Below are 21,659 nucleotides of genomic sequence, written 5' to 3' on the forward strand. Positions count from 1 at the left end.
GATTGTCACATACAAGAAATTAACATTATGCGAGCCCATCGCGTTTATTGCACTTGTTCGTGTATTTTCTATGGCACTTTCTGCTTTAATACGCTTATTTACTTACCGTTATTAAGGGTAAACGATGCAAAAATTGAACAATTCGCTGCAAAATTATGCATGGGGCAGCAAAACCGCGCTGACCGAACTCTACGGCATCGAAAACCCGCAGGGATTGCCGATGGCGGAATTATGGATGGGCGCGCACCCGAAAAGCCCTTCTACCGTTGAAGTGAACGGCGTCACCCGTTCGCTGCGTGACGTGATCAATGACGATCAGGTCGCGACGCTGGGCGCTGCGGTAGCGCAGCGTTTCGGTGAGCTGCCGTTTCTGTTTAAAGTGCTGTGCGCCGATCAGCCGTTATCGATTCAGGTGCATCCCAGTAAAACTGCCGCTGAAGCCGGTTTCGCGCGTGAAAACGCGGCGGGCATTCCGCTCAGCGCCGCCGAGCGCAACTATAAAGATGCTAACCACAAGCCCGAACTGGTGTATGCCCTGACGCCGTTCCAGGCGATGAACGGCTTTCGCGAACTGCCGGAGATTGTCTCGCTGCTGGAGCCGGTCGCGGGCGCGCATCCGCAGATCGCCCATTTCCTCGAAAACGCCAGCGAAGCCGCGCTGGCTAAACTGTTCGCTACCCTGCTGTCGCTGAAAGACGAGAGCAAAACCCGCGCGCTCGGCGTGCTGAAATCCGCGCTGAACGCGCGCGAAGGCGAACCATGGCAGACCATTAAAACCATCGCCAGCGACTATCCGGACGATAATGGCCTGTTCTCACCGCTGCTGCTGAATGTCATCACCCTGCAACCGGGTGAGGCGATGTTCCTGTTCGCCGAAACGCCGCATGCCTATCTGAAAGGCGTGGCGCTGGAAGTGATGGCCAATTCGGATAACGTGCTGCGCGCCGGCCTGACGCCGAAATTCATTGATATTCCGGAACTGCTGGCCAACCTGAAGTTCGAGGCCAAACCGGCGGCGACGCTGCTCACGCAGCCGCAGACGCAGGGCGACAGCCTGAACTTCCCGATTCCGGTAGAGGATTTTGCCTTCGCCATCCATACGCTCTCGGCCACGCCGCAAACGCTGGCACAGCACAGTGCCGCCCTGCTGTTCTGCATTGAAGGCCAGGCGGTGATTGAAAAGGCCGGACAGCAGCTGGTACTGCAACCGGGCGAATCCTGCTTTGTCGCAGCCAGCGAGTCGCCGGTGAGCGCGGCGGGGACCGGTCGTCTGGCGCGGGTGTACAACGCGCTGACGTGAGGCGGCTGACGCCTGCAGCATTAACTGCTATTATTTCAAACTATTAATTAAAAAACGCCTGCGGGCGTTTTTCTTCACCCGTCGCGCGGCCCAACGGTATGCGCACGCAAGGATAAGGACGACTCAGCGATGAAAAAGACCAAGGTTGCCGTAGGTGTGATTGTGGCGCTCGGCGTAATCTGGACTGGCGCAGCGTGGTTTACCGGTAAACAGCTGGAAAGCCACATGGATGAGATGCTGCAAAATGCCAACAGCCAGATCAACGCGTACGCGCCGAATAGCCGTCTGACGCTCAGCTATCAGGATTACCAGCGTGGCGTATTCAGCAGCAAAACCAAACTGGTGATTCAGGCCAGTTCGCAGACCGAAGACAATCCGCTGCTGAAGCCGGGTCAAAGCATCGTGCTCAACGAAACCATCGACCACGGTCCTTTCCCGTTTGCTCAGCTTAAACGCGGCAACCTGATCCCCAGCATGGCCTCGGTGCACACCGAACTGGAAAACACCGATGCGGTGAAGAAACTGTTTGAACTGACTCAGGGCAAATCGCTGGTTAATGCCGATACCCGCGTCGGGTACAGCGGTGCGACCGATACCGCGCTGCACCTGCTGCCGGTGGATTACAGCAATGCGCAGACCGGTGATCGCCTCGCCACCAACGGCGGCACGCTCAACGTCAGCGCGGACAGCAAAGGCGACAAAGTCAGTCTGCAGGGCGACTTCTCGAGCATCGCCGTCACCAGCAAAAACCAGCTGCAGCAACCGGTGCTGTTTACCCTTAACGGTCTGAAACTGGGCGGTGACACCCACCTGAGTCCGGAAGGCGTGCGCGTCGGCGACCAGACCATCACGCTGGATAAGCTCGACGCCAGCATCAACGGTCAGGAAGGCCTGACGCTGGAGAAGCTGGACGGGAAGTCCTCGTTCGACAACAAAGACGGCAAGATTGGCGGCCAGATTGATTATCAGGTTGATAGCATCAGCCTGCAAAAACAGCCGTTCGGCAAAGCCAAACTGGCGATGAAATTTGCGCAGTTTGATGCTCAGGCGGTGAAAACCTTCTCTGACCAGTACAATGCGCAGATGCAGGATCTGCTGAACCAGCCTGGCGTGGTGGACGATCCTATCCGCTACCAGGCCAGCGTGCAGACCATCCTGAGAAATAACCTGCCGACCCTGCTGAAAGGTTCGCCGACCGTGAGCGTGGCGCCGCTGAGCTGGAAAAATGACAAAGGCGAGAGCACGTTTAACCTTAACGTTGGTTTTAACGATCCGGCGACCGTCACCGGTGAACCGCAGAGTCTGGGTGCCGCCGTGGATCGCGTGCTGAAAACGCTCGACGGCAAGCTGAGCATCAATATGCCGATGGCGACCGAAGTGATGCGTCACGTCGGGCTGGCGGAAGGTTATCAGGGTGATGACGCGCAGAAGCTGGCCGATCAGCAGGTTAAAGGTCTGGCGGCGATGGGTCAGATGTTCCGTCTGACGCAGCAGCAGGACGATAACATCACCACCAGCCTGCAATACGCTAACGGTCAGGTCACCATGAATGGCGACAAAATGACGCTGGAGCAGTTCCTGTCGCGCTACATGTTAGGCGCGCCAACCAGCGAAGGCATGCCAGAGTAATCCCTGCGGCAGCCCGCTCCGGGCTGCCGTTTTCCCCCGGCAAAAAAATTTCACCCTTTTCTGCATCCGTTCAGCCGCACCGTACGTATATCCCTTTGTGAGCACCCTTCTGCTCCTTCAATGAGGATATATGATGAAAAAGTTAATCAGTTATGCCGTTCTGTCTGCTGCCCTGCTTGGCGCTAACACTTCGATGGCGGCCATGCACGCCGATTCGGTGATGGTAGGCGGCGCGGCAATGTATCCACAAAAAAACATTATTGAAAACGCCCTGAACTCGAAGGATCACACTACGCTGGTCGCCGCCGTTAAAGCCGCGGGTCTGGTCGATACCTTACAGGGTAAAGGCCCGTTTACGGTGTTTGCGCCGACTAACGCCGCCTTTGCCAAACTGCCTGCCGGCACCGTTGATGCACTTCTCAAACCGGAAAACAAAGCCAAACTCACCAGCGTGCTGACCTACCATGTGGTCGCCGGTAAATATGATATGAAAGCGCTGGAGCAAAAAATTAAACAGGGTGGCGGTAAAGCCGAATTGAAAACGGTGAATGGTCAGCCGCTGTGGATTATGAGCAACGGGCCACACAATATTCAGCTGAAAGATGGTCAGGGTAATGTGGCAAATATCAGCACTTATGATGTAAACCAGAAAAATGGCGTCATTGACGTTATTGATACCGTCTTAATGCCTGAATAACTGTCTATACTCGGTAAGGTTAAACAAACCGGCCAGGAGTATTATGGACGCCTCTCAGGCTGAGCAACAAATAGCCTTAATACAGGCGGTCGCGAAGAGCGACCGCCTGGCTTTTGAACAGCTGTACCGGCTGACTTCCCCGCATCTGTTTGCGGTAGCGCTACGCATGTTACGCCAGCGGGCGTGGGCGGAAGAGATTCTGCATGAATGCTACATCACGGTCTGGCACAACGCCGCGTCATTTAACAGCGCGCTCAGTTCTCCCCTGACCTGGATGACGCACATTGTACGCAACCGTTGTATTGACTGGCTGCGCAGCGGCTATGCCAGACAATTCCATGCCGATGAAGCCTGGCTCGACGATTTAAGCAGCACGCCGGGTGACGTCAGTCTGGATGAGCAGCACGATCGCGAGGTTGCCCGCCTGCACCACTGTCTGCAGCATTTGAGCAGTGAACAGCGCCAGTCGATCGCGCTGGCCTATTATCAGGGCTTATCACATAGCGACATTGCCGGGTGGCTGCAGCAGCCAGTGGGCTCGGTTAAAAGCTGGATTCGACGTGGCCTGGACCACCTGCGGGAGTGTGTTGGACGATGAGTGACAAGGTGCAGCGGGATGACGCCCTGGCGGCGGAGTATGCCCTCGGCACGCTGCGCGGCAGCGCGCGATTGCGTTTTCAGCGCAGACTGCAGGCCGAGCCGGCGCTGGCAGCGCAGGTCGCCCGCTGGCAGACGCTGCTGGCGGGTCTCGACCAGGTTCAGCCGCCCGTCACGCCGCCGGAAACGCTGTGGAAAAAAATTGCCCTTTCCCTGCCGCCCGACAAGCGCGTCGCGCCCGCACGCCGGACGCTACCGTGGCTGGCTGCCGCCTGCGTCGCGCTGGGCTTCGCGCTGTCGGCTTACTGGCTGCGCGAGCCGGTGATGACACCGCTGGCGGTGCTGACCGATGCGCAACACAGTCAGCAATGGGTGGTGAGCGCCAGCCGCCGGCAGGACGTGATCAGTCTGGCGCCGCTGCAGGTCAGCGCGGTCAGGGCGGATCAGAGTCTGGAACTGTGGCTGATTCCGCCTGGCCGGGCGCCAGTTTCACTCGGTCTGGTCACCGGAAGTGCGCCGCAGCAGTATCCGATTGAGAAACAGCAGTCCCTGGTTAAGGCGACGCTGGCGATCAGTCTCGAGCCGCACGGCGGTTCACCAACCGGACGTCCAACGGGTCCGGTGCTTTACAGTGTGAATTTATAATCGGTGATGGTCACGGGTGAAATTAGCGTTAACACGGCAGCGTTTATTATTTGTTGACGCCCAGCGTGTTGCAGGCGGAGTGCTGTTAATCATTACGGCGTGACTTAAGCTAAATTAACGGGCACTGAACGCTCAATTTCAGCAAACGGCAAAAACAATGAAAGTTTATTTATCCGCCGGCGAGCTTTACTGCCGCGGCCAGGCGAAATAACCCTCTTGTAAATTAATCTGGCATATCTTTGGGAAAGAAATATTTTATCGACGATTCATTTTCTTTTTCAGAATTCCCTGCCATGCTTAAAACGCTAAACCATAGTACGCGATATTATCGCGAACAATAAATAATAACGCTCGACACCATTGTGTCTTAAACGACACCGGGGAAACTCACCATGCAATTTCTTAAAAACTTCACCATTCGCCGGGTTGTGCAGTGCATCCTGGTCGCGGCGCTACTGATTGTGGCGCTGGCCGGGATCTATGGCAGCACGGTGCTGCGCGACATGCATCAGCGCGAACTGCATAACGCCACACTGACCAGCCAGCTGCTGTTTCTCAATCGCGCCAGTTTAGTGATGGCATCGGGAACCACGGCGGCAAAAGCGGCCGTAGCGGCCGATGCGCCGGCCGATAGCGACTGGGCGCCGCTGCGTGCCGCCCTCGCCGCATCGCCGGCTGACTTTGCGCTGCCTGCGGCTGAGCGCCTGCAGTTGCTGCAGCGCGACATCGCAGCGAATAACCATGCCGACCAGTCCGATCGCCAGCGTCTGCAAATGGCCTTTGGCATAGCTGCACTGCTGATGCTCGCGCTGCTGCTGTTCTGTGACCGTTTTCTGGTCACGCATCTGGTACGGCCGCTGGGGGCGCTGCGGGAACATTTCCGCGGCATCGCCGCTGGCGATCTTACGCGGGAACCGCAGGATTTTGGCCGCAACTGTGTGGGTCAGCTGATTCCGCTGGTCAGGCTGATGCAGCAGAGCCTGCTGACCACGGTGCGTGCCGTGCATGACAACACCGACGTGCTACGCAAGGAGTCTGCGGATATCGCCAGCGGCAACGCCGATCTGTCCGACCGCACCACCCGCCAGGCGGCTGCGCTCGAGCAGACCTCGGCCAGCATGGAGCAGCTTAGCGCCACCGTAGAGAAAAATGCCCACAGCGCCGGCGAAGCGCGCGAGCTGGCTGAGGATGCGGCGCGCACCACACGCGACGGCGAAGCGCTGGTCAAAAGCGTGTCAGCGATGATGGCCGATATCGCCACCGAAGCCGATAAAATCCGTCAGTTCACCGCCACGGTTAACAGCATCGCGTTTCAGACCAATATTCTGGCACTGAACGCGGCTGTTGAAGCCGCTCGCGCCGGTGAGCAGGGACGCGGCTTTGCCGTGGTGGCAGCTGAAGTGCGCACGCTGGCACAACGCAGCGCCAGCGCCGCGAAGGAGATCGAAGGGCTGATTAATGGTACCGTGACGCGCGTTGGCGAGGGCGCGCAGACCGCGCAGCGCGCCGGCGCGATCATGGACAGCGCCACGCAAAGCGTTTCAGCCGTCACCTCGCTGATTGGCCAGATTGCGTTGGCGTCAGACGAACAGAGCAAAGGCATTGCCCAGGTTACGCTGGCCGTGACCGATCTGGATCGCGTTACCCAGCAGAATGCCGCCCTGGTGAAAGAGATTGCCGCCTCGGCCGGCAGCCTGAATGGCCGTACCGGAACGCTGGCTGCGGTGATCAGTCATTTTAACTTTTCTGACAGCCCGCAGCACAGCGCGCTGCTGGCCGGTCAGCGCCCCGTTTCAGCCACCGGCAGCTTCGCGACAGAAAAGCTTGCCGTCTCTGACCCGGCATAGCTCGCAGCCGATAACCATACCGCCAGGGACAGGCCACAGAAAGAGAAGAACTTATGAGTCATCAATCATTGCAGCACATCGTTCCGGTTCAGACTGATGTGCGTGACTTACGCATCGCCACGGGCATGACCCAACTGCACGCGGCTGAACGCTTCGACCTCAGCCTGCGGGTCTGGCAGATGAAGGAGTCCGCAGCAAAACCGTCGCCGCTCAGTCAGGGAGAATATGAGTTTTTGCTGCTGCTGGCAGGAAAACATCCCTATTTTAGTCTGACGGCCAGAGCCCGCTAATGCCGTGCGCGCTGGCCGTTGCGTCAGCGCCGTCGGCGATAACCGGGGATCCGCTTCCTTCCACCCGGCGTGATTCATGCGTCAAATCTCTTTAGCGCTGACGCCCGGGGCAGGATTCACCTGTGCTGTCTGCTGATAAAAGGCGTCGAGACGGGCGCGAAAGCGCGCCGGATCGTGCTGGTCTTTAATTCTTTGCAGCGCCCGCGCCGAGCGGGTGCTGATCGCCTCGCGCTGCGCCATTATCTGCGTGATGATCTGTTTGAGCTGCGCAATAATTCTTTCCCTGATCGCCTGTTTCTCCTGCGCTGAACCGATGGTAATTTCAAACATATCATTCAGCGGACAATCAATAAGCCAGCCGGCCGAAGCCGGGTTTATTTCCGGCAGTGCGCGCACATTAGTGGTAATGACCGGACAGCCGCACGCCTGCATTTCCAGCACTGAAAAGCCGTAGGTATCCTGCCAGGTCGGTAATAATCCCACATCGGTCTGTTCGAGCATTTTCATCAGCCGATCATTTTGCAGAAATGTTTCATGCCTGAAGATTGCCTGCTGATTAATCAGGTCTTCAATCCGCTGATGAAATTGCGCGTCATCCTGCTGCGCGCCGTGCGCGATATTATAGCGATGCTTCAGGTTGCCCGTTAAATTCACCTGCACGCTGTCGGGGTGAATGATGCCTTCTGCCAGCAACTCGCTAAAGGCCAGCACCACTTCCGCCCCACCTTTACGATAAAACTCATTGCCGACAAAGCTGAACGTCAGCTTCGCCTGATTCACCGGCCTGACCCGATCACAGATAATTGCCTGCGGCGGATGCAGGGTGTGCAGTTTGGGCAAAATGGCTGCAGCCTGCTGCGGAAACGCCTGTAACAGCTTGATTTGAATCTTTTTCGTCGCGTCGGAGATAGCCAGCAGCGCCGTACACTGCGGTGCCGCGATCAGTTTGAGTTGTTTCTGCAATTGTGGATTATGCAGTTTGGCCATGCCCGGCACCGGCAGCACGCGCGGAATTTCGGTTTCAAATGTCGCCATCCAGCGCTTTTTTGTGCAGGCCACTTCATTAAAGAGATGGATGATTTGTGCATCGTCCGGCACCGAGAACGGTAGCGGCGCGAAAATAAACAACTTATTGGCTTTGCGGATTTTCTGCCTGACGGCGTTACGATAAAACCAGATATTTTTATATTTAAGATTGAGATAATGGTGTGAATCGTTGACGATGATATTTCTCTTTTCCGGATAACCTTTCCCATTTACGATTATTTTCATACGTGCCCCGGCACAGGAAAAATAAGCATAGCTGGCAGTATATTCCTCGCCAGTCACAAATCCAGCGAGCAAGTAAACCCGCGCTAAACAATAAGAAAATACACATTTTGTGACAGGTAATAACATCAGCCAGCCTGAATAAAATTCAGACACGGCCGTTAAAGAAGATTAATCAATAAAAAATTCGCGTATTTTAGAAAAATGGCTAACGCGTTGATTTTTATTTAACGCTGGCCATATTATGACAATTTCGTGTCAGTATTTGATGCTGAAGTTTAATCTTTATTTTCTGCTGGCCCGCAATGCATAAGAAGAACGATGATCACAGGCCGGCTGACAATCGGTAAGCAGCGGTAACAGAAACGTGGCGAGTAATGATCTGACGCCGGGCGGGCGACAGGCTTAGCGGCCCTGCACCAGCTGCGGCGGCACGATTAACGTCTGCACATCGGCCTGTGGCTGCGCCAGGCGCTGTAATATGCGTTCTGCCGCGCGCCGCCCGACGATGCGCGCTTCACTGCTGACAAACGTCAACGCCGGATCGTTCAGCTCAGGTTGCGGATCGTCATTAAAGCCGACCAGTGCCAGCTGCTGGGTGTAGTAACTGTCCACCGCGTCTTCCCCGAGGGTGCGGCCGCTGCGCAGCGCGCCGAAATAGCAGCCGAGCGTGGTGCTGGCATTGTGGGCCAGAATAGCGGTAATACGCGGATGCTGATGCAGCAGCGCCTGCGTCAGCGCAGAGACGCTCTGCTGGCGATCGTCACATTCGATAATCCAGTCCGGGCGAAACGGCAAACCGTACTGCAGCAGCGTGGCGCAATAGCCGCCGATACGTTCGGCGCGCGTCAGTGAGGACCCCAGACCGCCCACCCAGGCAATGCGCTGATGTCCCTGTTTGATCAGATACTCGGTGGCCATCCGCGCCGCCTGGCTGTTATCCGGACGCAGCGAATCGACCTTTTCCAGACTGCTGGCGCGCGCGGCGCAGATCAGCGCAATATTTTGCTCCTGCGCCTGCAGCCGCAGCGATTCCGCCTGCGCCACCGCGCCGCCCAGCACAATGCCATCGGCGCCCTGCGCCGCCAGCGAATCAAAACAGCGCTGCAGATGCTGGCCGTGCTGGCCACTCTGCGTCAGCACCAGCACTTTGCCCTGCTGCTCCAGCACCTCGCTCAGTCCCGCCGTCATTGCCGCATAAAAGGGCTGGCTGAGATCGCGCACGATCAGGCCAATCACCCCGCTCTCACCGCCGCGCAGCATGGAGGCTGAGCGGTTACGCACATAGCCGAGTTGCTCAATCGCCTGATTCACCCGCGCGGCGGTGGCGGGTGAAATACGCCCTTTGCCGGACAGCACCAGCGATACCGTGCTGACCGATACGCCAGCGGCCTGCGCGACATCATGGATGGTGATTTTTTGCTGGGACATAGTGTGACGCTATTCGTTGCCGGAAAATTCAAAGAGGTAAAACGTTACACTGATTCACATAAAAATAAAGCCTGATGCTCGTCACGCTTTGTGATTATCACCACAAAAAGCCGTGATAAAACGTTTTATCATCCCCCACCACTTTACCCGCTTGTTACTTTTTAGCCAGGAGAGACTATGCCTCACAGCCAACCCAAAATGTCGCTCTGGGAATTTTTCCAGAGCCTGGGGAAAACCTTCATGCTACCCGTGGCGCTGCTGTCGTTTTGCGGCATCATGTTAGGGATCGGCAGTTCACTCAGCAGCCATGATGTACTGACGTTGATCCCGCTGCTCGACCAGCCGTTCCTGCAATATTTGTTTATCTGGATGGCGAAAATCGGCTCCTTTGCCTTTAGCTATTTGCCGGTGATGTTTGCCATCGCCATCCCGCTGGGCATGGCGCGGGAAAACAAAGGCGTGGCGGCATTTGCCGGCTTCGTCGGCTTTGCGGTGCTCAATCTCAGCGTTAACTTCTGGCTGAACATCAACGGGATTCTGCCGACTACCGATGCGGCGGTGCTGAAAGCCAATAACGTGCAGAACATTCTCGGCATTCAGTCCATCGACACCGGTATTCTCGGCGCGGTGATTGTCGGCATTGTGGTGTTCTGGCTGCACGAGCGTTTCCACAATATTCGCCTGCCGGATGCGCTGGCATTCTTCGGCGGCACGCGCTTTGTGCCGATTATCACCACCGTGGTGATGGGCCTGCTGGGGCTGGTAGTACCGCTGATCTGGCCATTCTTTGCGCGCGCGATCACCGGTCTTGGCTGGATGATCAACAGCGCAGGCGAATTCGGCCCGATGATCTTCGGCACCGGTGAACGTCTGCTGCTGCCGTTTGGCCTGCAGCATATTCTGGTGGCGATTATTCGTTTCACCGATGCCGGTGGCACCATGGAGGTGTGTGGTCACAGCGTCAGCGGCGCGCTGACCATCTTCCAGGCGCAGCTGGCGTGTCCGGAAACTCACGGTTTCGCGGAAAGCGCTACCCGCTTCCTGTCGCAGGGTAAAATGCCGGCATTCCTTGGCGGCCTGCCGGGAGCAGCGCTGGCGATTTACCATTGTGCACGCCCGGAAAACCGTCACAAAATTAAAGGTCTGCTGATTTCGGGCGTGGTTGCCTGCGTGGTTGGCGGCACCACCGAACCGATCGAATTCCTGTTCCTGTTTGTCGCACCGGTACTGTATCTGATCCACGCGCTGCTGACCGGTCTCGGCTTCACCGTGATGGCGATGCTTGGCGTGACCATCGGTAATACCGACGGTAACGTGATCGACTTCTTCGTGTTTGGCGTGCTGCACGGCCTTTCTACCAAATGGTACTGGGTGCCGGTAATTGCCGCCGTGTGGTTTGTGGGTTACTACGCCATCTTCCGTTTCGCCATCACCCGCTTCAATATCAAAACACCAGGCCGCGAAGCAGAAACCAGCCGCGTTGAGCAGCAGGTCAGCCGCGCCGGTGTGGGCAAATCCGGCTACAACACGCCAGCGATTCTCGCGGCGCTAGGTGGCGTTGACAACATCACCTCGCTGGATAACTGCCTGACGCGCCTGCGCCTGTCGGTGGCCGACATGAGCAAGGTCGACGATGCCGCGCTGAAAGCCAACGGCGCCATCGGCGTGGTGCACCTTAATCAGACCAATCTGCAGGTGGTGATTGGCCCGCAGGTGCAGTCGGTCAAGGATGAAATGGCCCATCTGATGAGCGCGACGGTGTAAACATGCAGGCGTTTAATTTTGATCGGGTGGTAGATCGCCACGGCAGCTGGTGCACGCAGTGGGATTTTGTCGCCGACCGCTTTGGCGTGGCCGATCTGCTGCCCTTCACCATCTCGGACATGGATTTTGCCACCGCTCCCTGCATCATTGACGCGTTGCAGCAGCGGCTGAATCACGGCGTGCTGGGCTACAGCCGCTGGCAGCACGAGGATTTCCTCTCCGCCCTGCAGCACTGGATGCATAGCCGCTTTGCCAGCGAGATCGCGGCAGAGTCGCTGGTGTATGGCCCGTCGGTGATTTATATGGTGGCGCAGCTGCTGCGCCACTGGACGCAGGCGGAGGATGAAGTGCTGATTCATACGCCCGCCTATGATGCGTTTTACCAGACAATCATCGGGAATCAGCGCAGGGTGCTGGAACTGCCGTTGCAGCGCACTGGCGACACATGGCGCTGTGATATGGCTCAGCTGGAAAGCCTGCTGGCGCGGCCGCGCTGTAAGGTGATGTTACTGTGCAGCCCGCACAATCCCACCGGCAAAGTGTGGCAGCGCGCAGAGCTGCAGCAGATGGCGGCACTGTGCGAACGGCATGGCGTGAGCGTGATCAGCGACGAAATCCATATGGATATGGTGCTGAGCGCGGCGCGCCACACGCCGTGGTGCGAGGTGGCACAAGGCCGCTGGGCGCTGTTTACCTCGGCCTCGAAGAGCTTCAATATTCCGGCGCTGACCGGCGCCTGGGGCATTATTCCGCACGCGGACGATCGCCGGGCGTGGTTTCACGCGCTGAAGCAGCAGGACGGGCTGTCGTCACCGGCAGTGATGGCGCTGGCTGCCACCATTGCCGCCTACCGTCACGGCGCACCCTGGCTCGACGCGCTGCGCGATTATCTGCGTGCCAATATGCAGCACATTGCGCAACGGCTCAACGCGGCGTTTGCCGGGCTTAACTGGCAACCGCCGCAGGCCACTTATCTGGCATGGATTGACACCGCGCCGCTGGCCATTGATGACGTCGCGCTGCAGCAGCGGCTGATCCAGCAGCATAAGGTGGCGATTATGCCAGGCAGCACTTACGGCAGCGCCAGCCGCAGCTATCTGCGTCTCAACGCCGGCTGCCCGCGCAGCAAGCTGGATGACGGGCTGGACCGGCTGATTGCCGCACTGCAATCGTTCTGAACCACAGCGGATGCTGATTAATTCAGCATCCGCTGCCCGCTTTGCGCAAATCACTGGCGCGGTTGCGCAAGATGTTTTTATAATGGTCTGCACTTTACGTTAATTCAGCGAGTGCGACATGATTGATGCGAAACTTCCCCTCACCGACCTTCACCGCCACCTCGATGGCAATATCCGCGCCCAGACCATCCTCGATTTAGGTCGCCAGTTCAATCTTGCGCTGCCCGCCGATACGCTGGATACGCTGCGTCCGCACGTGCAGGTGACCGCCAACCAGCCGGACCTGGTGAGCTTTCTGCAGAAGCTTGACTGGGGCGTCAAAGTGCTGGGCGATCTCGACGCCTGCCGCCGCATAGCGCTGGAAAACGTCGCTGACGCCGCGCAGGCCGGTATCCATTACGCTGAGCTGCGCTTCTCCCCGGGCTACATGGCGATGAACCATCAGCTGCCGATTGCTGGCGTGGTGGAAGCGGTGATTGATGGCGTGCGCGCGGGCGTGCAGCAGTACGGCGTTGATGTGAAGCTGATTGGCATCATGAGCCGCACCTTCGGCGAAGAAGCCTGCCTGCGCGAGCTGGAAGGTCTGCTGGCGCACCGCGACGGCATCACTGCCGTCGATCTCGCCGGTGACGAACTGGGCTTCCCGGGCAGCGAGTTTCTCAGCCACTTTAACCGCGCCCGCGACGCCGGATTCCGCATTACCGTGCATGCCGGTGAAGCCGCCGGACCGGAGAGCATCTGGCAGGCGATCCGCGAACTGGGCGCTGAGCGCATCGGTCACGGTGTCAAAGCGATTGAAGACCGCGCGCTGATGGATTTCCTCGCCGAACAGCGCATTGGCATTGAATCCTGCCTGACGTCGAACATTCAGACCAGCACCGTGGCCTCGCTGGCCAGCCATCCGCTGAAGGCGTTCCTGCAGCACGGCATTCTGGCAACCATCAACACTGACGATCCGGCAGTACAGGGCATTGAGCTGGCGCATGAATATGAGGTCGCTGCGCCACAGGCGGGCCTGAGCGCCGCCGAGATTCGCCAGGCACAAGAGAACGGCATCGCTATCGCCTTTTTAACCGAGGCGGAGAAAGCCGCGCTGCGCCAGCGCGTTGCAGCCTGAGCCATAAAAAAGGAGCGCAGATTGCGCTCCTTGTTGATCGGCTGGCGATAACGCCGTCCGGTTTACTTCAGGGACAGTGTCTGGCGTTTCTCCGCCGACTGCAGGCCAAGCTCAATCAGCTCCATCACCTGAATCGCCTCTTCCGCCGTAACCGGGTTGGCACCGTTACCGGCAATGGCGTCGCGGATCGCCGCATAATAGGCCGGATAGTTGCCCGGCAGCGTCAGCAGCTCTTTTTCCACCATCACGTCGCCCTCGGCCAGCGTCAGCGTGCCGTTGCGCATATCGTAGCCCCACTCTTCACGCGGCGGACGTTCACCGGCTTTGAGACGGTCCTCCTGCGGATCGAGCCCGTACTTAACGTAGCTGCCGCGCGTGCCGTGCACCACAAAACGCGCCGATTCCGCGGCCACCAGCATGCTGGCGTGCAGCACCACGCGCCGGGTGGGATAAGTCAGCACCGCGTGGAAGTAATCGGTGGTTTGCGCGCCGGGACGCAGTTCAGCCATGTCGACGTTGATCGCCACCGGCGGTCCAAACAGCTGCAACGCCTGGTCCAGCACGTGCGGTCCAAGATCGAACCAAATCCCGCTGCCCGGGCCTTTCATTTCGCGCCAGCGCTGACGCACTTCCGGACGGAAACGGTCAAAGTGCGACTCCAGATAGCGCACCTCGCCCAGCGTGCCGTCGTTCAGCAGCGTTTTCAGCGTCAGGAAATCGCTGTCCCAGCGGCGGTTGTGGAACACTGACAACAGCAGCCCTTTGGCTTTGGCCAGCTGGTCGAGCTCGCGCGCCTGTGACAGCGTCACGGTAAACGGTTTATCGACCACCACATGCTTGCCGGCATTGAGTGCCGCTTTGGCGAGCGGGAAATGGGTGTCGTTCGGGGTAGGAATTACAATCAGGTGCAGCGTCGGGTCATCCAGCAGTGCCTGAGGATCGGCCACCACCTGCACCGACGGCCAGTCAGCGTGCACTTTACTGGCATCGCTGCTGGAGATCGCCGCCAGCTCAACGTCTGGCGTACCGGCGATCAGTGGCGCATGGAAGGTTTTGCTGGCAAATCCGTAGCCGATCAGGCCGACACGTAGTTTATCGCTCATTCTCATTCCTCTTGTTCGTGACCTGACTGATTTAAGACGAATCAGTCAGTAAGAACAAGGCGGAATCACCTGAAAGCTCAGGAGATCGCACTCCGTGCCGGTTGCCAGCTCTCCTGGGCCACCAGTGCGTCGTGCGCATCCTGACTGCGGCGGCGGAAATCGCTCGGACTGACGCCCACCCGCTTGCGGAACACGCGCGAGAAGTAGAGCTGGTCGTCGTAGCCGACCTCGCGCCCCACCGAGGCGATCGGTTCCTGAGTGGTTTGCAGCAGCAGCTTGGCGCGGATCACCCGCTGATCTTCGCGCCAGCGTAACAGGTTGATTCCCATCTGCTCGCGGAACAGGTGGGCCAGACGCGACGGCGACAGACAGACGTGGCGCGCCACTTCCTCGATTTTCACCTCGCTGGCCAGATGATTGGTGACGTACTGGCAGGCTTCAATCACGCGCGGATCGCGAATTTGCTGATGGCTGCGCGGATCCTCTTCTACCGCACGCAGCAGCAGGCGTTCCAGCAGATTCATCGCCAGCTCTTCGGCGAAGCGGCGTCCGGAATTATGCGTCTGTTCGATGCTGGCAAACAGGCGGTCAAATTCGGCGCGCAGCGCATCCGGCAGCCGCAGCCGGCCAACGCCCTGGTTCTGATCCTGCCACTGCAGCCAGTCGGTCCAGTAGGCGCGCGGACGGAAATAGACCCAGCGATGGTGCCAGCACGGACTGTCCGGCGCGCGGCCATAGTAGTGCGGCGTTTTCGGCTGAAACAGCAGCAGGTCGCCCGGCTCGCAGTCAAACGCTGACGCCCCGTCAAACACCCGTCCCTGGCCTTTAATGGTCAGATTGAGGATGTAACCTTTCATGCCGTGCGGGCGATCGATAAAAAAATCGAGCTGATCGCCGGCGTTGATCGGCGTCAGGCCGGCCACCAGCCAGGCGTTAAACGGATAGCCCGGCAGTAACGGATTTTGCTGTTCACTCGGCGCTTCGCGGTGGTACATAAGGATCTCCCGGTTCGTGTGACGTTGGGGCGCAGCGTTGCGGCTGCGCCCGCGGGATCAGGCGGTTCTGCTTTTTTGTTTGTAACGGTCAAAGATCACCGCCGCTAACAGTATCAAACCGCGCACCACATACTGTGAGAATGGCGAGATATTCAATAAATTCATCGCATTCTCGACGGTACCCAGAATCAGTACCCCGGCGACCACGTAGGAGATCTTGCCAATACCGCCCTTCAGCGACACGCCGCCCAGCACGCAGGCGGAGATGACGATCAGCTCATAGCCGAGCGAGGTCATCGGCTGACCGCTGGTCATGCGTGAAGCCAGGATAATGCCGGCCGCCGCTGACACCAGCCCGGAGAGGATAAAGATGATGATGCGCGTGCGCACCACCGGCACCCCGGCCAGCCGCGCCGCTTCCTCGTTGCCACCAATCGCCAGCGTGTTGCGGCCAAAGGTGGTTTTGTTCAGCAGGAAACCGAACACGATCATGGTGGCGATGGTCAGCCAGATCGGTGCCGGCACGCCCAGCCAGTTGGCGTAGCCGAGGGTGAAAAAGCGCTCATCCTCAATCCCCACCGCTTTACCGTCGGAGAAGATATAGGCCAGGCCGCGCACAATCTGCATGGTCGCCAGCGTGGTGATCAGCGCGTTAATTTTGAGACGCGCAATCACGAAGCCGTTAACGAAGCCGGTGGCCATACCGAGCAGCAGGCCGGCGGCGACGCCGATCCACAGGCTTTCGGTCATGTTGATCACCACGGCGGTGACGACGCCAGCGCAGGCAATCACCGACGCCACCGACAGGTCGAAATCGCCGGAGGCGAGGCAGAACAGCATGCCGCACGCCACCATGCCGGACATCGACATCGCCAGGCCCAGCCCTTTCATGTTGATAAAGGTGCCAAAATTAGGCACGAAGATGGCGCAGACGATAAACAGCAGCGCAAACACCACCAGCATGCCGAAGTTGTCCCAGATGCGCCCGAGCTGCAGGCCACTGCGCTGCACCGGTGGCGTATTGGACGTGGTAGATGAAGCCATTTTTACTCTCCTTTACCTCAGGCCACGGCGGCCGCTTGAGTGGTTTTCGGCATGGCCAGGCTCAGCGTCAGCTGCTCCGTGGCGGCGTCGTGGGGCAGTTCACCGGCAATCTCACCTTCGCGCATTACTACGATGCGGTCGGCCAGTCCCATCACTTCGGGCAGATCGCTGGAGGCAAACAGCACCGCAATCCCTTTGTTCGCCAGCTGATAAATCAGGTTGTAGATTTCATGTTTGGCGCCGACATCAATGCCGCGCGTCGGTTCGTCGAGCAGGATCACGTTCATCTCCTCCGACAGCCAGCGGCCCAGAATTGCCTTCTGCTGGTTGCCACCGGACAGATTCATGATCAGCTGATGCGCGCCCGGCGTTTTGATGTTCAGCGAGCGAATGTGGTGGTCCGCGTTTTTCGCTTCCCAGCCCGGCTTGATCAGACAGCCGGCACTCAGGTTGTGGCGGCGCGCGCTGATATTGATGTTCTCGCGCACCGAGTGCACCGGGATGATGCCTTCGGCTTTGCGATCTTCCGGGCACAGCATGATGCCGGCGCGGATGGCATCAATCGGTTCGCGAATGTTGAGCTGTTTACCGTCCAGCGTGACCGTGCCTGCGCGCAGCCGGGTGGCACCAAACAGCCCTTTCATCAGTTCGCTGCGGCCGGCACCGACTAGTCCAAACAGACCGACAATTTCTCCGGCGCGCACCGTCAGCGATATCGGCATCCGCACGCCTTTCGCTTCCACCTGGTCCAGCTGCAGACGCACGGGGCCCAGCTCACGTGGCGCGTAGCCATAGATATCTCCGAGGTTACGTCCGACCATCGCCTCCACCAGATCGTCATGGTGGGTATTGGCCATATCCGTGAAGGTGCGCACGTAGCGCCCATCCTTAAACACGGTGATGGCATCGCTCAGCGCGAAAATTTCTTCCATGCGATGCGACACATACAGCACCACCCGGCCCTGCTCGCGCAGCTGGCGAATCACGCGGAACAGATGCTCAATTTCGCGCGCCGACAGCGAACTGGTCGGCTCATCAAAGGCGATGATGCGCGCGTTGCGCGCCAGCGCTTTGGCGATTTCGACCATCTGCCACTGGCCGAGCGACAGGTATTTCAGCGGCATGTCGGGGTCGATATCCATGCCAAGATTTTTCAGCTGCAGACCGGCTTCGTAGCGCAGCAGCTTGCGATTAACCAGCCCGCGCTTGTGCGGCAGCTGGCCAAGATAGATGTTCTCCGCCACGCTCATTTCCGGTACCAGATGAAGCTCCTGGTAAATGATCGCTACACCGGCATCCAGCGCATCAACGGTATTGCTGAAGCTTTTCGCTGTGCCTTTGATGCGGATTTCGCCGCCGCTGGGCTGATAGCTGCCGCTGAGGATTTTCAGCAGCGTGGATTTGCCCGCGCCGTTTTCTCCCATCAGCGCGTGCACTTCCCCGGCGCGGCACTGAAAAGAGATATCCTGCAGCGCTTTCACGCCAGGGAAGGTTTTGCTGATGCCATGAAATGACAGAAATGCTGGATCCGTGTTCATGGGAACTCCTGAGCCTCTATGTTTCGCACCGTAGCGGCGTTGGCTGCGCACATTTACCCCGGTCACTGACCTCAGTAAGCTCCCGGGGATAAACGTGCCTGCCGCCTTGCTACAGCACGAACTATGCCGGCTGCCTGTTAATTAACATCACATTGAGGGCGGCTTAAAACCGACTTACATCAGCCCTTTCTTCGCCAGCTCGGTTTTGAAATTGTCGCGGGTGATCAGCACCACGTCGGTCACTTCGGTGAATTTCGCTGGCTCCTGTCCTTTGGTCACCCAGTTGTAGAGCATTTCGCTGCTCTTGTAGCCGTGCACGTCCGGGCTTGGCAGCAGGGAACCGTAGAAGCCGGTTGGCGCGCCCTTCGACAGCTCGCTTACCGCATCCACGCCGTTGATGCCGATACCGATCACGTCCGGTGCCTTGAAGCCCTGGCCTTCGGTGGCGCGCACGCCGCCCAGCACGGTGTTGTCGTTCATGCCGACAATCAGCCAGTGCTTCACTTCCGGATGCTGCACCAGCAGCGAGTTACCGGCGTCAAACGCGCCCGGGATATCGTTGGATTTGGTCGGCACCTGATAAATCTGCTTCTCCGGGAAGCCGGCGGCTTTCAGCGCGGCCATCGAACCACCGGTGCGGCGGCGCGCGGTATCCAGTTCGTTAGCGGTAATCGCCATGACGGCGGTTTGCTTCACATCCCAGCCGCGTTTCTGCATCTCTTTGTACAGCTCCTGGCCCTGACGCTCGCCGATTTTGGTCGCTGCCATCATCACCAGCGGTACGGTATCCATCGGCTTGCCTTTGGCGGTGACAAACTGGTCATCCACGGCAATCACTTTCAGGTCATAGCTGCGTGCTTTGGCGACGATGGCCGAGCCCAGCTTGGGATCCGGGGTACAGATGACAAAGCCTTTGGCGCCGCTCGCCGCCAGACTATCGATAGCGTTCAGGGTTTTTTCACCGTCCGGCACGGCAATTTTGATCACTTCAAAGCCGAGATCTTTGCCGGCCTTATCGGCGAATTTCCACTCGGTCTGGAACCAGGGTTCCTCCGGCTGTTTGACGAGAAAACCGAGCTTCATGGTCTCGGCGATAGCGGATTGTGACATAAGCGCGGCGAGGCCTGCGGCCGCCAGTGCTTTAGTGAATTTATGCATGATGCTCTCCGGCACAATGGTGTTTTATCGCTGTTATCAACGAATCGGTGTAAACGCTACCAATCAGATTTCACGTTCGGGTACAGCGCAAAATCAGCGCGTTAGCTCAAAGGTTGTACAAAGGCTGTGCAAACGCTGGGCTAGTTGTAGCGGGAAAAGCGCGGAAAAATGTAGAGCGGTATCACATCCCAAAACGATGACTAAATCCTCCATATATTCAGCAAAATTAACCGGACATTAACTTTTGCTGTCGATCACACAACCCCGCCGATGACAGAAAAGTGCATATTCTCAGCCGCTGATGACTAACCGCCGCCCGCGCCCCATTCCAGGATAGAGCGAGACAACTCACACAGGAGAATCCCGATGAGCGCGGGTGCCATAACAATTGGGCTGGATTTCGGCAGTGACTCGGTACGAGCGCTGGCCGTGGAGTGCCACAGCGGTAAAGAGCTGGAAAAGGCGGTGGTCAACTATCCGCGCTGGGCAAAGGGTGAATTCTGCGATGCCCACGCCAACCGCTTTCGTCATCATCCTCAGGATTATATTGATGCGCTGGAGCAGGCCATCGTCAGCGTGGTGCAGGCGTTAACCCCGGCGCAGCGCGCCGCGGTGGTGGGTATTGGCGTCGATTCTACCGGCTCGACGCCGGCCCCCATCGATCGCGACGGCAACGTCCTCGCGCTGCGTCCGGAATTCGCCAGCAATCCCAACGCCATGTTTGTGCTGTGGAAAGATCACACCGCCATAGAAGAAGCCGAAGAGATCAACCGCCTGTGCCGCAGCGGCCAGTTCACCGACTATACCCGCTACATCGGCGGCGTTTACTCCTCCGAATGGTTCTGGGCCAAAATTTTGCACGTGTCGCGTGCCGATGCCGCGGTGCGAGAGGCGGCGGTGTCGTGGGTAGAGCTGTGCGACTGGGTGCCCGCGCTGCTGAGCGGTACCACCGCACCGGCCGATCTGCGGCGCGGACGCTGCGCCGCCGGGCACAAATCATTGTGGCATCCGGAGTGGCAGGGTTTACCGCCGGCGGCGTTCTTTCGCGCGCTCGACCCCATGCTGGTGGAACAGCTCGATTCGCCGCTGTTCAGCGATACCTTTACCGCCGATGTGCCGGTCGGCACGCTGTCGGGCGAATGGGCGCAGCGTCTTGGCCTGTCAGAACAGGTGGTGCTGTCCGGTGGCGCCTTTGACTGCCACATGGGCGCGGTTGGCGCGGGCGCACAGCCGTACACGCTGGTGAAAGTGATCGGCACCTCGACCTGCGACATCCTGATCGCCGACAGCGAACAGGTTGGCGATCGCGCGATCAAAGGCATCTGCGGTCAGGTCGACGGCAGCGTGATGCCGGGCGCCATCGGCTGTGAAGCCGGACAATCGGCGTTCGGCGACATCTATGCCTGGTTCAGTCGCCTGCTCGGCTGGCCTTTACAGCAGGCGGCGCAGCGCCATCCTGAATTACAGCCGCAGCTGGCCGCGCTGCAGCAGGATCTGATCCGCCAGCTGACCGACGCCTGGGCGGCAAATCCGCAACTCGATCACCTGCCGGTGGTGCTGGACTGGTTTAACGGTCGCCGCACGCCAGACGCCAACCAGCGCCTGAAAGGCGTGATTACCGACCTCAACCTCGGCACCGATGCGCCGGCGCTGTTCGGCGGCCTGATTGCCGCCACCGCCTTTGGCGCGCGCGCCATCATGGAGTGCTTCGAGCAGCAGCAGATTCCGGTGCAGAACATCCTGACGCTCGGCGGCATTGCGCGCAAATCCCCTGCCATCATGCAGGCCTGCTGCGATGTGATGAACCGGCCGCTGGACATTGTCGCTTCCGATGAGTGCTGCGCGCTGGGCGCGGCGATTTTTGCCGCCGTTGCCGCCGGCGTTTACCCCGATGTGCCAGCGGCGCAGCAGGTGATGGCCAGTCCGATTGCCGTCACCCTGCAGCCGGACAGCGCGCGCGTGGCGACTTATCAGCAGCTTTATCAACGTTATCAACACTGGTGCCAGGCGGCTGAACCGCAGTACGCCGCGCGCGCCGCATCCGCTAAGTAAAGGAG

General features: G+C 58.8%; 18 protein-coding genes. 11 read left to right on the top strand and 7 right to left on the bottom strand.

Annotated elements, in window-relative coordinates:
• Positions 1–124: 124 nt before the first annotated feature.
• The 7 genes from manA to AC6I7J_RS10725 all read left to right on the top strand — a co-directional run bounded on the left by manA (position 125) and on the right by AC6I7J_RS10725 (position 7,005).
• A complete protein-coding gene (manA, locus tag AC6I7J_RS10695) occupies positions 125–1,300 on the top strand; it encodes a mannose-6-phosphate isomerase (protein ID WP_104186741.1) in 1,176 nt (391 codons plus the stop codon).
• A 129-nt stretch (positions 1,301–1,429) separates the two neighbouring features.
• Entirely contained in the window at positions 1,430–2,929 is a 1,500-nt protein-coding gene (locus AC6I7J_RS10700) for a YdgA family protein (RefSeq protein WP_166710075.1), read from the top strand.
• A gap of 133 nt (positions 2,930–3,062) precedes the next feature.
• Positions 3,063–3,626 carry a fasciclin domain-containing protein gene (locus AC6I7J_RS10705; protein WP_498007225.1) on the top strand — a complete coding sequence of 188 codons (564 nt, stop codon included), beginning with the start codon at positions 3,063–3,065 and terminating at the stop codon, positions 3,624–3,626.
• Positions 3,627–3,669: 43 nt separating this feature from the next.
• Positions 3,670–4,224, top strand: coding sequence for a sigma-70 family RNA polymerase sigma factor (locus AC6I7J_RS10710; protein ID WP_058780621.1), 555 nt, complete (start codon positions 3,670–3,672; stop codon positions 4,222–4,224).
• A complete protein-coding gene (locus tag AC6I7J_RS10715; RefSeq protein ID WP_058758468.1) occupies positions 4,221–4,868 on the top strand; it encodes an anti-sigma factor in 648 nt (215 codons plus the stop codon). Before AC6I7J_RS10710 ends, AC6I7J_RS10715 begins: the two co-directional genes overlap by 4 nt.
• Before the next feature lie 392 nt (positions 4,869–5,260).
• Positions 5,261–6,715: a methyl-accepting chemotaxis protein gene (locus AC6I7J_RS10720; protein WP_309787144.1), complete on the top strand. Its 1,455-nt coding sequence runs from the start codon at positions 5,261–5,263 to the stop codon at positions 6,713–6,715.
• A 53-nt stretch (positions 6,716–6,768) separates the two neighbouring features.
• Positions 6,769–7,005, top strand: coding sequence for a hypothetical protein (locus tag AC6I7J_RS10725; RefSeq protein WP_021506169.1), 237 nt, complete (start codon positions 6,769–6,771; stop codon positions 7,003–7,005).
• 81 nt (positions 7,006–7,086) lie between these two features.
• Here the strand turns inward: AC6I7J_RS10725 and AC6I7J_RS10730 are convergent, their stop codons facing one another.
• The gene (locus AC6I7J_RS10730; RefSeq protein WP_498005641.1) at positions 7,087–8,277 is read right to left on the bottom strand and encodes a glycosyltransferase; all 1,191 of its coding nucleotides are present in this window, start codon (positions 8,275–8,277) and stop codon (positions 7,087–7,089) included.
• A gap of 402 nt (positions 8,278–8,679) precedes the next feature.
• Complete coding sequence (gene malI, locus AC6I7J_RS10735; RefSeq protein WP_031279152.1) at positions 8,680–9,705, bottom strand: Mal regulon transcriptional regulator MalI; 1,026 nt, start codon at positions 9,703–9,705, stop codon at positions 8,680–8,682.
• Between the two features lie 177 nt (positions 9,706–9,882).
• Here malI and malX point away from each other — a divergent pair, with 177 nt between their 5' ends.
• The 3 genes from malX to add all read left to right on the top strand — a co-directional run bounded on the left by malX (position 9,883) and on the right by add (position 13,764).
• The gene (gene malX / locus AC6I7J_RS10740) at positions 9,883–11,469 is read left to right on the top strand and encodes a maltose/glucose-specific PTS transporter subunit IIBC (protein ID WP_031279154.1); all 1,587 of its coding nucleotides are present in this window, start codon (positions 9,883–9,885) and stop codon (positions 11,467–11,469) included.
• A gap of 2 nt (positions 11,470–11,471) precedes the next feature.
• Entirely contained in the window at positions 11,472–12,647 is a 1,176-nt protein-coding gene (locus AC6I7J_RS10745) for a MalY/PatB family protein (protein WP_498005643.1), read from the top strand.
• 118 nt (positions 12,648–12,765) lie between these two features.
• On the top strand, positions 12,766–13,764 hold the full coding sequence (add, locus tag AC6I7J_RS10750) for an adenosine deaminase (protein WP_127834039.1): 999 nt from the start codon (positions 12,766–12,768) through the stop codon (positions 13,762–13,764).
• Between the two features lie 62 nt (positions 13,765–13,826).
• Here add and AC6I7J_RS10755 read toward each other — a convergent pair whose 3' ends face one another.
• The 5 genes from AC6I7J_RS10755 to AC6I7J_RS10775 form a co-directional block, all read right to left on the bottom strand.
• Entirely contained in the window at positions 13,827–14,867 is a 1,041-nt protein-coding gene (locus AC6I7J_RS10755) for an oxidoreductase (RefSeq protein ID WP_021506175.1), read from the bottom strand.
• Positions 14,868–14,944: 77 nt separating this feature from the next.
• Positions 14,945–15,862, bottom strand: a complete 918-nt coding sequence (araC, locus tag AC6I7J_RS10760; RefSeq protein WP_021506176.1) for an arabinose operon transcriptional regulator AraC — start codon at positions 15,860–15,862, stop codon at positions 14,945–14,947.
• Between the two features lie 57 nt (positions 15,863–15,919).
• On the bottom strand, positions 15,920–16,906 hold the full coding sequence (gene araH, locus AC6I7J_RS10765; RefSeq protein ID WP_021506177.1) for an L-arabinose ABC transporter permease AraH: 987 nt from the start codon (positions 16,904–16,906) through the stop codon (positions 15,920–15,922).
• Between the two features lie 17 nt (positions 16,907–16,923).
• Positions 16,924–18,444: an L-arabinose ABC transporter ATP-binding protein AraG gene (gene araG, locus AC6I7J_RS10770; protein ID WP_021506178.1), complete on the bottom strand. Its 1,521-nt coding sequence runs from the start codon at positions 18,442–18,444 to the stop codon at positions 16,924–16,926.
• 174 nt (positions 18,445–18,618) lie between these two features.
• Positions 18,619–19,602: an arabinose ABC transporter substrate-binding protein gene (locus AC6I7J_RS10775; protein ID WP_021506179.1), complete on the bottom strand. Its 984-nt coding sequence runs from the start codon at positions 19,600–19,602 to the stop codon at positions 18,619–18,621.
• Between the two features lie 366 nt (positions 19,603–19,968).
• Here AC6I7J_RS10775 and AC6I7J_RS10780 point away from each other — a divergent pair, with 366 nt between their 5' ends.
• Positions 19,969–21,654: a ribulokinase gene (locus AC6I7J_RS10780; RefSeq protein ID WP_058769719.1), complete on the top strand. Its 1,686-nt coding sequence runs from the start codon at positions 19,969–19,971 to the stop codon at positions 21,652–21,654.
• Positions 21,655–21,659 lie beyond the last annotated feature (5 nt).

Source organism: Type-C symbiont of Plautia stali (genome assembly GCF_059730935.1).

Bases quoted from the DNA above. Each gene is read 5' to 3' on its own strand.
- AC6I7J_RS10715 (WP_058758468.1), top strand. From the start codon at position 4,221: ATGAGTGACAAGGTGCAGCGGGATGACGCCCTGGCGGCGGAGTATGCC.
- manA (WP_104186741.1), top strand. From the start codon at position 125: ATGCAAAAATTGAACAATTCGCTGCAAAATTATGCATGGGGCAGCAAA.
- AC6I7J_RS10700 (WP_166710075.1), top strand. From the start codon at position 1,430: ATGAAAAAGACCAAGGTTGCCGTAGGTGTGATTGTGGCGCTCGGCGTA.
- AC6I7J_RS10725 (WP_021506169.1), top strand. From the start codon at position 6,769: ATGAGTCATCAATCATTGCAGCACATCGTTCCGGTTCAGACTGATGTG.
- araH (WP_021506177.1), bottom strand. From the start codon at position 16,906: ATGGCTTCATCTACCACGTCCAATACGCCACCGGTGCAGCGCAGTGGC.
- AC6I7J_RS10780 (WP_058769719.1), top strand. From the start codon at position 19,969: ATGAGCGCGGGTGCCATAACAATTGGGCTGGATTTCGGCAGTGACTCG.
- AC6I7J_RS10730 (WP_498005641.1), bottom strand. From the start codon at position 8,277: ATGAAAATAATCGTAAATGGGAAAGGTTATCCGGAAAAGAGAAATATC.
- AC6I7J_RS10745 (WP_498005643.1), top strand. From the start codon at position 11,472: ATGCAGGCGTTTAATTTTGATCGGGTGGTAGATCGCCACGGCAGCTGG.
- AC6I7J_RS10705 (WP_498007225.1), top strand. From the start codon at position 3,063: ATGAAAAAGTTAATCAGTTATGCCGTTCTGTCTGCTGCCCTGCTTGGC.
- malI (WP_031279152.1), bottom strand. From the start codon at position 9,705: ATGTCCCAGCAAAAAATCACCATCCATGATGTCGCGCAGGCCGCTGGC.
- AC6I7J_RS10755 (WP_021506175.1), bottom strand. From the start codon at position 14,867: ATGAGCGATAAACTACGTGTCGGCCTGATCGGCTACGGATTTGCCAGC.
- AC6I7J_RS10710 (WP_058780621.1), top strand. From the start codon at position 3,670: ATGGACGCCTCTCAGGCTGAGCAACAAATAGCCTTAATACAGGCGGTC.
- malX (WP_031279154.1), top strand. From the start codon at position 9,883: ATGCCTCACAGCCAACCCAAAATGTCGCTCTGGGAATTTTTCCAGAGC.
- add (WP_127834039.1), top strand. From the start codon at position 12,766: ATGATTGATGCGAAACTTCCCCTCACCGACCTTCACCGCCACCTCGAT.
- araC (WP_021506176.1), bottom strand. From the start codon at position 15,862: ATGTACCACCGCGAAGCGCCGAGTGAACAGCAAAATCCGTTACTGCCG.
- AC6I7J_RS10775 (WP_021506179.1), bottom strand. From the start codon at position 19,602: ATGCATAAATTCACTAAAGCACTGGCGGCCGCAGGCCTCGCCGCGCTT.
- AC6I7J_RS10720 (WP_309787144.1), top strand. From the start codon at position 5,261: ATGCAATTTCTTAAAAACTTCACCATTCGCCGGGTTGTGCAGTGCATC.
- araG (WP_021506178.1), bottom strand. From the start codon at position 18,444: ATGAACACGGATCCAGCATTTCTGTCATTTCATGGCATCAGCAAAACC.